13 protein-coding genes are annotated in these 13508 nt (G+C 39.9%); 2 read left to right on the plus strand and 11 right to left on the minus strand.

Annotation, left to right across the window (positions count from 1 at the left end):
- Window positions 1-58: 58 nt before the first annotated feature.
- Window positions 59-844 (minus strand): tetratricopeptide repeat protein, encoded by a 786-nt coding sequence (locus KZP23_RS12350; RefSeq protein WP_226332028.1) that lies wholly within the window; start codon window positions 842-844, stop codon window positions 59-61.
- 139 nt (window positions 845-983) lie between these two features.
- On the opposite strand from KZP23_RS12350, the gene KZP23_RS12355 reads away from it, so the two are divergent.
- Both KZP23_RS12355 and KZP23_RS12360 read left to right on the plus strand, forming a co-directional pair.
- Window positions 984-1406, plus strand: coding sequence for a heavy-metal-associated domain-containing protein (locus KZP23_RS12355; RefSeq protein ID WP_226332029.1), 423 nt, complete (start codon window positions 984-986; stop codon window positions 1404-1406).
- A gap of 27 nt (window positions 1407-1433) precedes the next feature.
- Window positions 1434-2498: a globin family protein gene (locus KZP23_RS12360; RefSeq protein WP_226332030.1), complete on the plus strand. Its 1065-nt coding sequence runs from the start codon at window positions 1434-1436 to the stop codon at window positions 2496-2498.
- Between the two features lie 76 nt (window positions 2499-2574).
- Here KZP23_RS12360 and hisB read toward each other — a convergent pair whose 3' ends face one another.
- From hisB to argS, 10 genes are all read right to left on the minus strand, one after another.
- Window positions 2575-3672, minus strand: coding sequence for a bifunctional histidinol-phosphatase/imidazoleglycerol-phosphate dehydratase HisB (gene hisB / locus KZP23_RS12365; RefSeq protein ID WP_226332031.1), 1098 nt, complete (start codon window positions 3670-3672; stop codon window positions 2575-2577).
- Window positions 3673-3722: 50 nt separating this feature from the next.
- Entirely contained in the window at window positions 3723-4790 is a 1068-nt protein-coding gene (gene hisC / locus KZP23_RS12370) for a histidinol-phosphate transaminase (protein ID WP_226332032.1), read from the minus strand.
- Window positions 4791-4792: 2 nt separating this feature from the next.
- On the minus strand, window positions 4793-6085 hold the full coding sequence (gene hisD, locus KZP23_RS12375) for a histidinol dehydrogenase (RefSeq protein WP_226332033.1): 1293 nt from the start codon (window positions 6083-6085) through the stop codon (window positions 4793-4795).
- 27 nt (window positions 6086-6112) lie between these two features.
- On the minus strand, window positions 6113-6973 hold the full coding sequence (gene hisG / locus KZP23_RS12380) for an ATP phosphoribosyltransferase (protein WP_226332034.1): 861 nt from the start codon (window positions 6971-6973) through the stop codon (window positions 6113-6115).
- 278 nt (window positions 6974-7251) lie between these two features.
- Complete coding sequence (gene hemA, locus KZP23_RS12385) at window positions 7252-8493, minus strand: glutamyl-tRNA reductase (protein WP_226332035.1); 1242 nt, start codon at window positions 8491-8493, stop codon at window positions 7252-7254.
- 319 nt (window positions 8494-8812) lie between these two features.
- Window positions 8813-9169 carry a translation initiation factor gene (locus KZP23_RS12390; RefSeq protein ID WP_226332036.1) on the minus strand — a complete coding sequence of 119 codons (357 nt, stop codon included), beginning with the start codon at window positions 9167-9169 and terminating at the stop codon, window positions 8813-8815.
- A 6-nt stretch (window positions 9170-9175) separates the two neighbouring features.
- Window positions 9176-10024 carry a universal stress protein gene (locus tag KZP23_RS12395; RefSeq protein WP_226332037.1) on the minus strand — a complete coding sequence of 283 codons (849 nt, stop codon included), beginning with the start codon at window positions 10022-10024 and terminating at the stop codon, window positions 9176-9178.
- Window positions 10025-10141: 117 nt separating this feature from the next.
- Window positions 10142-11056, minus strand: a complete 915-nt coding sequence (locus KZP23_RS12400) for a 1,4-dihydroxy-2-naphthoate polyprenyltransferase (protein ID WP_226332038.1) — start codon at window positions 11054-11056, stop codon at window positions 10142-10144.
- A 64-nt stretch (window positions 11057-11120) separates the two neighbouring features.
- Window positions 11121-11708 (minus strand): glutathione peroxidase, encoded by a 588-nt coding sequence (locus KZP23_RS12405; RefSeq protein WP_226332039.1) that lies wholly within the window; start codon window positions 11706-11708, stop codon window positions 11121-11123.
- 2 nt (window positions 11709-11710) lie between these two features.
- A complete protein-coding gene (argS, locus tag KZP23_RS12410) occupies window positions 11711-13501 on the minus strand; it encodes an arginine--tRNA ligase (protein WP_226332040.1) in 1791 nt (596 codons plus the stop codon).
- Between the last annotated feature and the right edge of the window lie 7 nt (window positions 13502-13508).

Raw genomic sequence — 13508 nt, forward strand, 5'->3', positions numbered from 1 at the left:
TAGGACTTAAAGCGATTAATTACATAGTTAAACGTAAAAAATCCGCAATGAGTAGAAATTAGAAACATTTGTTCAAATTTTCTTTGGCATATTCACTCCCATGTTTTGCGGCGAGCCTTAGGTCGTGGCAGGACTGACTGGGATTGATTTCCATTTGACATATAGCCCTTCGGGCCAGGGCATTATAATGTTTGGGTTGGCTTTTTAATACCCTGTCAAAGTCCTCTGTTGCCCAGTCTGTCATCCCCATTCTCATATAGGCCAACCCTCTATTATAATAGGCGGTCATGTTGTCGCCCGAGTACATGATATACATATTGAACTGGGAAGCAGCTGTCCAGGCATCCCCAAGGTGGGCTTGAACTATTCCTCTATAGAAATAAATGGAAGCATTTTTCGGGTCCAATTCCTTCGCTTCAAAAAGAAAATCCTCGGCAGACTTATAATTTTCGTTCTTGATCATAGCCCTACCGAGCATAATTAGTAGTTCTACATTTTTAGGGTCTTCCTTTGCTGCTAATAAGAAATGTTTTTCGGCCTGTTTATATTCTTCCAGTTCCCAATAGACTTTACCCATTCCTGACAATGCCTGCGGATCATGTGGTGACAATTGTAAGATTCGTTTGTAGTCTGTCAATGCCTTTTCATATTCTTCCAAGGCTTCGTGACTCATGGCCCTGAGCTGAATGGCTTGGGTGTCGGACATCTTCATAAACAATAACCAGTTCAACTCTGATATGGCATCTTCGAATTGTTGATTGGAATAATACTGATTGGCTTTCTCAAAATTCCCCTGACATGATGTGAAAAGTAGAAGCAGTAAAAATGTGGCTAAATTTTTCATAGTTAACAGTTTAGTTATAAAACTAATAAAATAGGTGTTTTTAGTCAATAGCAATTAAAAGTTTTTTTGAACCTCGGCAATCCAGCTGCAATAGACAGGTCGTATATGATTTTTGTATTAACTGCTAAACAAAAGAACCATGATCAAGAGAATTTTAATCGGGGCAGCGGCATTGATGGCCATTTTGGTAATCACATTGGCCGTACATATTTACTTGGTGACCAATGATCGTCCAAAAGGCCCTAACTGGACGATGAGTCAGATTGACTTTAATGAGGATTTGGACTCAATGAGAATGGAAGAGATCAAAACTGATCTTTTGGAAATAGATGGTATGAGGGATGTTAGGGTCAATAGGACCTCGGATTATTTGATAGTCCTTTATGATCGCAAGAAACATAGTCCTCATGATTTGGTGGATGGTGTGAACAAAAACTATCAGCTTCAATCTACACTTTTTCAGCCTAGCGAAGAACAGTTGGCGGCAAGTTGTCCTGCAATTGACAAGAAATCGCTGACCTATATGGTGGGGAGCTATTTCGAGAACCTATTTACTAACTAATATTTTATTACATAAACCTTAAGAAAAATGAAAAAACTAAATCAATTGATGGCTTTTATGCTACTGATGACCTTGGTAGTATTTTCATCCTGTAAGGATGATGACGATGTGATGCCACCAGAGGTAGACGATTCTTTCTACGCTACCAAACTGGGCGGTGAGGAAATGGTTGCTGACCCGGATAATGAAGGGCAGATGATAGAAAAAGGTTATTTGAATTTGAGGACGGTAGTAACTGGTACTGTTTTAACGATTGCTTCTGATGATAAATATGCCAGTATTCGCCCTTATTTTAATGTGCTTTTAGCTGAAGTAGGGGCAAGTGACTATTCTGGTTTCAATGCTTTGGTGAAAGATTTTACAGACCTTTTGGCGGAATCCACCGGTGCAGAGAATTTTACCTATTCTGGTATGAGCATGGCTGATGCCCATGATCCTACGAAAAATGATCGTATGAATGGTTTGATCGATAGCGATGATTTTGATCTGTTTGTAGAGGCGGTGGTTCAGGCTGCTACGGAAGCTGGATTTGGTAGTTCGGAAATTTTGGGTCCAGTAGGAGATCTTTTAGGTTCCACCAAAGCGGATATCGTTCAGCGTGAAGATGGAACCATGATCGATCTTTATACGCGTCTTGGAGGTACTGTGATGGTGACAGATCCGTTAAACTCAGAGAGTATGGTTGAAGCAGGCTATGCGCCATTGAAACTTGTGGTAGACAAGACAGTGATGATAATAGCTAGTGATCCTGAATTTGCAGAATTAAAACCATATTTCCCGGTTTTATTGGCTGAAGTTGGAGCAAATGACTTTTCTGGATATACCGCATTGGTGGAAAACTTTAGTGATTTACTTGCCCAGTCTATTGGATCTACCAATTATACTTATTCAGGAATGAGTATGGCTGATGCCCATAATCCTGATGTTAACCCTAGAATGACTGGTAAAATTACTTCAGCCGATTATGACTTATTCATTGGAGCGGTGGTGAAAGCAGCAACAGAGCTAGGTGTTCCAGAATCAGTGATAGGAGAGTTTGGTGCATTATTGACTGATGAAGGATTGAAAGGGGCGATTGTTCAAGGTTCCTGATTTTTATTTCCAGGAGATATACCAAAAAAGGCTTTCCATTTGGAAAGCCTTTTTTATGTGAATTAATAAGTGCTTTTTATAATACTCCCTTGGTACTGGGCAGTTGGTTCAAGGCAGCAATATCTCTTTTAACGGCCATCTTAATGGCCCTTGCCAAGCCTTTGAAAATAGCTTCGATTTTATGGTGCTCGTTATTTCCTTCTGCTTTGATATTCAAGTTGCACTTGGAAGTGTCGCTGAACGACTTGAAGAAGTGATAGAACATTTCAGTAGGCATATCGCCGATTTTTTCACGGCTAAATTCCGCCTCCCACATCATCCAGGGCCTTCCTCCAAAGTCAATGGCCACCTGTGCAAGCACATCATCCATTGGTAAAAGGAAACCATATCGGTAAATGCCCTTTTTGTCCCCTAGGGCCTTAAGATAGGCTTCACCTAATGCCAAAGCGGTGTCTTCAATGGTGTGGTGTTCATCGATATGAAGGTCTCCCTTTACTTTGATGGTCAAGTCTGTTCCTCCATGCTTGCCCAGTTGCTCCAGCATATGGTCAAAGAATGGCAGGCCAGTGTCAATATCACATTTTCCCGATCCATCCAGGTTTACACTAATGCTGATTTGCGTTTCAGAAGTGCTTCTTTCAACTGAGGCCTGTCGTGCAGGAAGTCTCAAGAATTCATAGATTTCATCCCAAGAGCCAGTGGACAAAGCGGCACCTTCAGCAGCTTCTTCTCCAATAAAGATCGCCTGCGTACCTAAATTCTGGGCTAATTGAATATCCGTTTTTCTATCCCCGATCACATAGGAATTGGCCAAGTCATATTCACCTTCCATGTATTTGGTCAATAAACCAGTTCTTGGCTTTCTGGTAGGAGCATTCTCATGCTCAAAAGTTTTGTCAATATGGATATCGGAAAAAATTACCCCTTCCTCTTCCAAGGTTTTTAACATCTTGAACTGAGCTGGCCAAAAGGTGTCCTCAGGAAAGGAATCTGTTCCCAAGCCATCCTGATTGGTTACCATGACCAATTCATAATCGGTTTCTTCGGCTATTTTTCTTAGGTTGGAAATGGCTTTTGGATAGAATTCTAGTTTTTCAAGGCTATCTACTTGAAAATCTACAGGCGGTTCCTTGATGATGGTGCCGTCTCTATCTATAAATAATACTTTTTTCATTTTCATTTATGGTTATTATTGACTCATGGCCAATTGGAATACTTATTTGTTTATGCAGTGGCTAATTCTGCAGGGCATTGCTCCAAAGCCTCCAGCAGTCGCTCATTTTCTGCTCTGGTTCCAACAGAAATCCTTAGGCATTCATTGCAAAGGACCACTTTTGACCTGTCTCTAACGATGATTTGATTTTCAATTAAGTAGTCATAGGTCTTTTTGGCAGCAGGTACTTCTACCAAAAGGAAATTGGCATGACTTGGATAGATTTTTTTGATCAAATCCATCTTTTCAAAAGCCTGCTGAAGGAAATCTCTTTCCTCCATGATCTCAGCGACCATTTTCTTCATCTTATCAGTGTCATCAATAGCTGCTAAAACAGTCTCTTGGGTCAGACCACTAATATTGTAAGGAGGTTTGATCTTATTGATGATCCTGGTGATTTCCAAGGAGGCAAAAGCCATTCCCAGCCTCAAAGATGCCAGCCCCCAAGCTTTGGAGAAGGTTTGCATGACCAAGAGGTTTGAATGATTTTTGAGCTCTGTTGTAAAGCTGGGCTCATCACTGAAATCAATATAGGCTTCATCAACCACTACCAATCCATCAAAAGCCTTGATTACTTTTAGTATATCTTCTCGATCTACTTTGTTTCCACTTGGGTTGTTGGGAGAGCAAATGAAAATTATTTTGGTGTTTTCATCCACTGCTTCCAAAATGGCATCAGTCCTTAGCTGAAAGTCCTTTGTGAGATTTACCTTTTTGATGGCAATATCATTCACTTCAGCACTTACCTCGTACATGCCGTAAGTAGGAGGGAGGATAATGATATTATCCAATCCTGGTCTACAAAATGCCCGCATTAATAGATCAATCGCCTCATCACTTCCATTTCCCAAAAAGATTTGATCTACAGGAACATCTTTGATGGCACTGATCTTTGTCTTTAGGGCAAACTGATAAGGATCAGGGTATCTATTGAAGTCATCAGCGGTGATAGAGCCAAAAGGATTTTCGTTGGCATCTAGAAAGACTCCTTCTTTACCAGAGTATTCATCCCTAGCTGAAGAATAAGGTTTCAGCTGGGCGATATGTGGTCTTAAGATTTTATTCAGGTCAAAAGCCATGATTATTTATTCTCTTTAAGGTATTTTAATCTTACTGAAACCGCATTTTTGTGAGCATCCAGTAATTCGTTGCCTGCCAATACCTCAATGGTTGGGCCTAGGTTTTGAATACCTTTTTCGGTGATTTTTTGATAGGTAATCTTTTTGACAAAACTGTCAAGGGATACACCACTGTAATTTTTGGCAAAGCCATAGGTAGGCAGTGTGTGGTTGGTGCCTGAGGCATAATCCCCCGCAGATTCAGGAGTGAAGTTTCCTATGAAAACAGATCCTGCATTGATGATTTGAGATACTACCTCATCTTCATTTTCAATATTGATGATCAGGTGTTCGGGCGCATATTCGTTGATCAATGCAATGGCCTTGTCCTGATTGCCCATGATCACTGCTACACTGTTTTCAAGGGATTTTTTTGCAATTGCCTTTCGAGGAAGTTTCTCCAATTGCTTTTCAATCTCTTTTAGGGCCTTTTCTGCTACCTTGGTAGCGCTAGCTACAAGCACAACCTGACTGTCAATCCCATGTTCAGCTTGAGACAACAGGTCTGAAGCTACAAATGAAGGAACGGCAGTTTCATCAGCATATACCAAAACTTCCGAAGGTCCTGCAGGCATATCTATAGCGATACCTTTCTTGGTAGCTAACTGTTTGGCAGCTGTGACATATTGATTGCCCGGACCAAATATTTTGGCAACTTGTGGAACGCTTTCAGTTCCATAGGTCATGGCTGCTATAGCTTGGGCACCGCCTACTTTGACGATTTTGTCTATACCGATGAGGTCAGCCGTATATAATATGGCAGGATGGATTTTCCCTTCTTTATTAGGAGGGGTACAAAGTACAATTTCTTCACATCCAGCAATATTTGCCGGTACCCCAAGCATCAATACCGTAGAGAATAATGGAGCGGTTCCTCCAGGGATGTACAAGCCCACTTTTTGGATTGGAACACTTCTGCGCATACAGGTTACTCCTTCCATTACTTCCATACTAAGGTCAGGAGTGGCCTGTGCTTTATGGAATTTCTCAATATTATCTTTGGCCAATAATATGGCATCTTTAAGATCTTGATCCACCAAATCATAAGCCGCCTTGATTTCCTCACGACTTACCAAAAGGTTTTTGATTTCTACATGATCGTATTCCAAAGCGAATTTTTTCAAAGCCTTGTCTCCCTGTCGCTTCACTTTTCGCATGATAGGTTTGACAATTTTTTGAATTTCCTTCATTTTTTGAACTGGTCTTGCCAGTTCTTTTTTCCATTCGCTTTTGCTTGGGTTAGTTATAACTCTCATCAGTGTTTTTTTTGAGAATGATTCGAATTAAAGTACCATCTTTTCGATAGGCACAACTAATATGCCTTCGGCACCGGCTGCTCTCAACTCTTCTATGTTTTCCCAGAAAAGGTCTTCGCTCAATACAGAGTGTACGGATGACCAACCTTCCTCAGCCAATGGCAAGATGGTTGGGCTTCTCATGCCGGGGATCAGTGAGATGATCTTGTCCAAAGATTTGTTCGGCGCATTCAGCAGCACATACTTATTGCTCTTTCCAGTTTGAACAGCATTGATTCGGAAAAGAAGTTTTTCCACAATGGCCATTTTTTCCTCATTCAGTCCTTTGTGGCTGATCAATACGGCCTCGGATTTAAAGATTTCTTCCACTTCTTTCAGGCCGTTCATCATCAAGGTAGAACCTGAGCTGACAATGTCACAGATGCCTTCAGCCAGTCCGATGCTAGGAGCTATCTCTACTGAACCGCTGATTTCATGGATTTCAGCATTGACATTATTTTTCTTTAAATAATCACCAAGGATTTTAGTATAAGAGGTGGCGATGTTTTTTCCCTCAAAATAGGAAAGCCCTGGATATTCTTGGCTTTTAGGGATGGCCAATGATAATCTGCACTTAGAAAAACCAAGTTTTTTAAGCACATCTACACTTTTGTCCTTTTCCACCAACTCATTTTCTCCAACGATACCTAAATCAGCAACGCCATCAGCGACATAACCTGGGATATCATCATCCCTTAAATAAAGGAATTCAATTGGGAAGTTGGTTGAAGTGGATTTTAACTTACCAGTGCCATTATAAAATTTGATGCCACATTCTTTAATGAGGCGTAGGGAGTCTTCACTTAATCGACCGCTTTTTTGTACGGCTATGCGAATAATATTTTCCATGAAATAAAGATACGAATATGAATAGTTCTTTTTAGAAATTCTCTGAATCAATCGGGCCGCACAAACAGTTATCGCACAGCCACTGGGGCGATATGTATATAGTATTCCTCCTTAGGAGGAATGATGGAAATGATGAACAGTAACAGTATGTTGTACTGCAAAAAGTGAGCGGATGGAGATATGTTTGTTGATGCTGTTCATGATTTGGTTACAAAATTAAACAGCTATCGTTGTTATCCAAAAAAACGAAATGTTTTTTGATGAAAATTAACAAATCCTTAAAGAAATGTCTGTGTTATCATAGAATTGTAAAGATGTTTTTCTTTGTCATCTTTTAAGGATTTCATGGTTACTACTGTTTTCTTGATTATTTTTTGAATCATGGCATCCATGATTTGCTCATAATTTCCTGCGTCTTCTAATTGGCCTTGTTTCTGAAATCGATCCAACTCCTCCAGTTTCATTGTTTGGAGTGCTGTTTTCATATTTCGGATGACTTGCAGGTTTTTATTGTCTTGCTTCCAATGGAGAAATTCAGCGAGATGATCGTTTAATATTTCTTCTACTGCACCAATACACTCTTTTTTTTGTGCAAGGGTCTTTTTGGTTACCTGGCTGATGTCATTCATATCATAAAGTACTATTCCAGGGATTTTCCCAACTTCCGGAGCTATACTTCTAGGTATGGAAATATCGACCATTACCTTGAATAAATTAGTTCCATTTTTAAAGTGACAGCTATGCAAGATAGGGGTTTGAACGCTTGGGGTAGAAATGATGATGTCGTATTTATCAACGGATTTATTGATTTCTTCGATAGGGATATATTGAATATGGGTTTTGTTCTTTTGATTGAAAAGCTCCAGTTTTTCTTGAGAACGGTTAATGACCGTCAGGTCAGTACAGCCTTGAGAAATTAAATGACGACAAACGTTCTGCCCCATATCACCAAAGCCTATTATCGCGATTTTTGGAGATTTAAGCATGTTCTGGTATTCTGAAATCATGTCGACCGCAGCGTAGGGAGCAGAACTGATGCCTGATCTAAAGCCTGTCTGACTGGTGATTTTTTTATTGGCAGCAAAAATTACATGCATTAATCTATGAATATAAGTTCCTGCTGTTTCGGCTTCCTTTGCCAATTCATAGGCTGATTTGAATTGGGAGATTATTTGTGCATCCCCTAATATTTGAGATTCAAGACCACTTGAAACCCTAAAAAGATAACTAAGCACCATTTCCTCATTTGACAGTGAGGTAAAAAACTCTTTAGCCAAGGTCAAGTCTTGGTTTTTGATTTTGCACAAACTGGACAAGATTTCATGATTACAGTCTTCTTTAGCCACATAAAGTATTTCTGTTCTGTTACAGGTGGAAAGAATACAACACTCAGTGGTTTTTGAATTTGATTTGAAAAGCGTCAATAGCTCCTTGATGTCAGTGGTATTCAAGGCAAACCTTTCCCTGATCGTGATATCAGTTTTTTGATGGGATAAGCTTAAAAGTCTGAATTGAATCATAGTGCCTGGTTGTTTTGATCAGAATCCAGTATAGATTCCTTTTCAAATGTTTTTTGGTTCTGGCATTATGTACGCAGGGTGTTTTTGGTTTGGATTTATGAGGGATTAAATATCTTTTTATTTAAAATCTTTATAAATAATAAAAAAGGAATGAGAAAAAGTTTTTAGCTGAAATCCAAAAGCTGTTGATTATTCGTAAGTGGGTTAAACGCATCAAGATAATTGATTCAGCATATTAAAAAGTGTTTTGAATTTAGTTTGTGGTTCATTTTTTAATCTAAAGTAAAGGAGTGGTTTGGTGAACCACTCCTTTTTCTTTTTAGCCGCCTGATTTTTTGGCTTTATAATCGTTCTGTTTGAGTATTTCCACCACCTTGTCCCTGTGATCTCCTTGAATAAGTATTTCACCATCTTTGGCACTGCCGCCCACACCACATTTGTTTTTGAGCAGCTTGCCGAGGTCTTTAAGGTCCTCATCTGTTCCTATAAAACCAGCAACAAGGGTTACTTGCTTACCGCCTCGGGCCTTTTTGTCCAGCATCACCTTGAGGTTTTGTTGCTGCGGTGGGAGGGTAGTTTCGTCATCTTGCTCTAGATCACTGTATTCGAAATCATCACTGGTGGAGTATACTACCCCATCTCTTTTTTTCCAATCGTTGTTTTTCTTTCTCCCCATAATTTGTCATTTGATTTTCATCGTCCAAACCGGTCTTTTGGAGTGGTTGACGACATCTTCTGCGATACTGCCACTGAGCAGGTGCATAAAGCCTGTTCTGCCGTGCGTAGCCATCGCTATCATATCTATATTATTGTCCTCTGCATATTGGATGATGCCATCCTCCTCTGAATCACTATTGTAAATTTCGATCTTGACATCATCCAATTGATGTTTGTTGATAAAACTGTTGATTTTTTTAAGACTTTCCCTGCTGCTTTCAAAGGAATTGGGCGTATTGATTTTTACTAAATGCAATTGTGCATTGACATTGGCTTGGATTTTTTTTAGGTGAGGTATGACGGCCTCGTTTTCTTCAGTAAAGTCACTGGCAAAAATAATACTTTTGATATCATTAGGACTAATTTCTCCTTTGATGGTAATGACCGGACAGCTGGCATGGCGTACCACTTTTTCTGTATTCGATCCTATCAGCAATTCCTCTAATCCACTGGAACCCTTAGACCCCATGACGATCAGCTCGGCTTTTATTTCTGCTACTTCATTCGAAATGCCGGCATATGGATTGCCAAAGATTATTTTTGTAGAAAAGGTATAGGCTTTGTCCTTGTTTTCTTCTTCAATCGCTTTGATTTGCTTTTTCCTTTTTTCTACCAATTCGATGACAAAGATATTATTGATATCATCGCCTCCAAGTCCTACCTCACCCATGGTATTGAAATTTTGGGCTGTGGGGATTTCAATGACATGAAGCAGTTTCAAATGGGCTTGGGTGATGGTTGCTAATTCTTTGGCAAAGGCAAAGGCATTTTCTGCTTCTTCTGAAAAATCAAATGGAACTAAAATGGTTTTCATGGTGAATTTTTTATGGTTATTGGCTTTAAAACAATAAAATACAAAAATTTAGTAGATAATATTGTATTTGTAAGCCAATATTGTTCCATGATTTTTAATACAGAATAAGGAGCTGGATTATTGGATGATCACCAGGCCGATACCAAATGCCAAGACCCAAAATAAGGTAGAAATGGCCATTTTTTTCAGATAAGGATCCAAGTCTTTGGATTGGGTCTTTTTTCCGACATTATAGGCAATATTGATCATCAATGGACTGACTATAAGCGCTAATAAACCTCCATAGTTTTGTTCTAAGATTGAAAATAGTATCAGGGAAAGATTGCCTAAAATGATTAATGTCCAATTATATCTTACAGCTGCTTTTCGACCGATTCTCACTGGGATGGATTTTTTTCCTGCCAATTGATCCGAGGTAATATCTCTGATATTATTGATGTTTAACACTGAGGTGCTAAAAAAACCAAGTGAAATAGCGGGGAGTAATAGTGCCTTTGAGAAGGTCATGGTGTGGAGAAAATAGGTTCCCAGGACTCCTACAAGGCCAAAAAATAAAAATACAGAAATGTCACCAAGCCCCATATACCCGTAAGGGTTGGCGCCAGAAGTGTAATTGACTGCAGCAAAAATAGAAAGTAAGCCTATGCCAATAAATGTAAAGAAAATCAACCAGCTGTCAAGGGAAACATAAAGTAAAGCCAAGCCACATATAAAGCTCAATACTCCAAAAAGGATCATGGCTTTTTTCATTTCTTTGGCTTGGATAATGCCAGACTGGACTGCCCGAATAGGGCCTTCTCGATCATCACTGTCCGCACCATGAATGCTATCCCCATAGTCATTGGCCAGATTCGATAGGATTTGGAGCAGGGTGGTGGTCAGTGCTGCCAGGAGAAAAACATCCCATTTGAACAATTCATGGGACCAAGCAATAAAGCTGGCCATTAAAATACTGGCCAAGGCCAGCGGTAAGGTTCTTAATCTGATGGCATGGAGCCATGCTTGCTTTTTACTGGATAGATTATTGTCCACGGTGAAAGGGCGGAATTAAAGCAGGTGCTTCATTAAACATGAAGCACCTGAAAAATGGATTTGATTAAGCTTCGATAAGTTTAATGATTTCATCATCCATAGGAGTGACTTTGGATTGGAAGAATTGTTTCAGTTCTCCTTTTTCATTGATGAAATATTTGCAGAAATTCCAAGTTGGTTCTTGGTCATTCCAGCCATTGAGTGACTTGTCGGTGAGCCATCTGTAAAGAGGGTGCTTGTCCACTCCCTTAACTGAGATTTTCTCGAACATAGGAAAGGTTACTCCATAATTGGAGGTACAGAATTTCTTAATGTCTTCATTGGTTCCTGGCTCCTGTCCCCCAAAGTTATTGGCGGGAAATCCAAGGATAACCACTTTATCTCCATAGGCTTCATTTAACTTTTGAAGATCTTCGTATTGAGGTGTATAACCGCATTTGGAGGCTACATTGACGATCAGCACCTTTTTGCCTTTGTATTGGCTGAAGTCTATTTTTTCGCCATCCAGGGTGGTCATGGAGAAATCATAAAAGGATTTTTCCGTTGACTGTTCTTTGTTTTCTGTCAAAGCTTCAGCCGATTCGGTGTTTTCTGATTTGGCACTGCAGGCAAATAAGGCTACTACAGCAATAACCAACATTAAGTTCTTCATAATTACATTCTTTCTGGGACTTTTATACCTAATAACTTCATTCCGGTCTTCAAAGTTTTCGCAACTTGGGCACTTAGGGCTACCCTAAAGCTGCGTACTTTTTGATCCGATTCACTAAAGATAGGAAGTTCTGCATAAAAGCGATTGTATTCCTTGGCTAAATCAAATAAGTACTGAGCTAAAATGGAAGGAGAGTATTCCTCACCTGCCTGGCTGATTTTCTTCTCAAAATCATTGAGCAGGATAATCAATTCCTTTTCTGCTTTTTCCACCTGTCCTAAACCTTCAAAAGCTTCAGATTGGTAAGAAAGTTCAATTTGGTCTGCCTTTCTGAGGATGGCGGCAATCCGGGCATGTGAATATTGGATAAATGGCCCAGTGTTACCTTGGAACTCAATGGATTCCTGAGGGTTGAAAAGCATACGCTTCTTAGGATCCACTTTAAGCAGGAAGTATTTCAAAGCCCCAAGCCCCAACATTTCATACAGCTCAGTAGCCTGCTCTTCTGTAAAGCCTTCTATTTTCCCCAATTCTTTGGTGTGACTGGCTGCAGTGTCGATCATTTCTTGGATCAAATCATCAGCATCTACAACGGTGCCCTCTCGGGATTTCATCTTACCTGTCGGGAGATCAACCATTCCATAGGAAAGGTGATAAAGTCCCTCACCATAAGGTCTGCCCAGTTTTTTCATGATCTTAAAGAGCACGTCAAAGTGGTAGTCCTGCTCATTGCCTACCACATAAACTGATTTATTGATTTTGTGATCCTGGTATTTCAGGTCTGCGGTTCCCATATCTTGGGTGATGTAAACAGAAGTGCCATCACCTCTCAGGACCAGTTTTTCGTCCAATCCCTCATCAGTAAGGTCTGCCCATACAGAATCGTTTTCTTTTTTGAAGAAAACACCTTTTTCAAGCCCTTCTTCCACAATGTTTTTTCCTAAGAGGTAAGTGTCGGATTCATAATAATATTGATCAAAACTAACCCCCATTTTTTTGTAGGTAGCATCAAAGCCTTCATAAACCCAACTGTTCATGGTTTTCCATAGCTCAACTGTAGCTTCATCTCCTGCTTCCCATTTTCTGAGCATTTCTTGGGCTTCAAGCATTAAAGGAGCCTGTTTTTTAGCTTCTTCTTCTGTCTGGCCCTTTTCCATGAGCGCTTGAATTTCTTTCTTATAGGCTTTGTCAAAAAGTACATAATACTTTCCGGCAAGATGGTCTCCTTTCAATCCTACAGTCTCAGGGGTTTCGCCATCACCAAAGTGTAGGTAAGCCACCATGGATTTACAGATGTGGATACCCCGGTCATTGACCAAGTTGGCTTTGATAACTTCATAACCGTTTGCAGAAAGAATTTCAGAAATTGAAAAGCCTAAGAAATTGTTCCTCAAATGACCAAGGTGGAGAGGTTTATTGGTATTGGGAGAGCTAAATTCCACCATGACCTTTTCGCCCTTTGCAGGAAGCTGTCCGAGGTTTTTATTTTTATATAATTTCTGAAATACCTCAAGCCATGATTGCTCGTCAACAGAAATATTCAAAAAACCTTTTACCACATTATAGGCACTAACTACTTCACAGTTCTCCACCAAATATTGCCCGATTTTTTCACCACTGTCCTCAGGTTTCATCTTGGTGAATTTCAAGAAGGGAAACATCACAAAGGTGTAATTTCCTTCAAATTCTTTACGGGTTGGCTGTAGTGCAATTGATTCAGCATCCACCTGATGATCGAAAGTGGCCGCAAATGCTTGGCTGATGGCTTGGAGAATTTGTTTCTGAATGGTCATTCTTATT

It is taken from the genome of Echinicola marina, from assembly GCF_020463795.1.
Taxonomy (GTDB): domain Bacteria; phylum Bacteroidota; class Bacteroidia; order Cytophagales; family Cyclobacteriaceae; genus Echinicola; species Echinicola marina.

What these genes read in the sequence shown, in the direction of transcription:
- KZP23_RS12350 (WP_226332028.1), bottom strand. Translation starts at nt 844, where the DNA reads ATGAAAAATTTAGCCACATTTTTACTGCTTCTACTTTTCACATCATGT.
- KZP23_RS12355 (WP_226332029.1), top strand. Translation starts at nt 984, where the DNA reads ATGATCAAGAGAATTTTAATCGGGGCAGCGGCATTGATGGCCATTTTG.
- KZP23_RS12360 (WP_226332030.1), top strand. Translation starts at nt 1,434, where the DNA reads ATGAAAAAACTAAATCAATTGATGGCTTTTATGCTACTGATGACCTTG.
- hisB (WP_226332031.1), bottom strand. Translation starts at nt 3,672, where the DNA reads ATGAAAAAAGTATTATTTATAGATAGAGACGGCACCATCATCAAGGAA.
- hisC (WP_226332032.1), bottom strand. Translation starts at nt 4,790, where the DNA reads ATGGCTTTTGACCTGAATAAAATCTTAAGACCACATATCGCCCAGCTG.
- hisD (WP_226332033.1), bottom strand. Translation starts at nt 6,085, where the DNA reads ATGAGAGTTATAACTAACCCAAGCAAAAGCGAATGGAAAAAAGAACTG.
- hisG (WP_226332034.1), bottom strand. Translation starts at nt 6,973, where the DNA reads ATGGAAAATATTATTCGCATAGCCGTACAAAAAAGCGGTCGATTAAGT.
- hemA (WP_226332035.1), bottom strand. Translation starts at nt 8,493, where the DNA reads ATGATTCAATTCAGACTTTTAAGCTTATCCCATCAAAAAACTGATATC.
- KZP23_RS12390 (WP_226332036.1), bottom strand. Translation starts at nt 9,169, where the DNA reads ATGGGGAGAAAGAAAAACAACGATTGGAAAAAAAGAGATGGGGTAGTA.
- KZP23_RS12395 (WP_226332037.1), bottom strand. Translation starts at nt 10,024, where the DNA reads ATGAAAACCATTTTAGTTCCATTTGATTTTTCAGAAGAAGCAGAAAAT.
- KZP23_RS12405 (WP_226332039.1), bottom strand. Translation starts at nt 11,708, where the DNA reads ATGAAGAACTTAATGTTGGTTATTGCTGTAGTAGCCTTATTTGCCTGC.
- argS (WP_226332040.1), bottom strand. Translation starts at nt 13,501, where the DNA reads ATGACCATTCAGAAACAAATTCTCCAAGCCATCAGCCAAGCATTTGCG.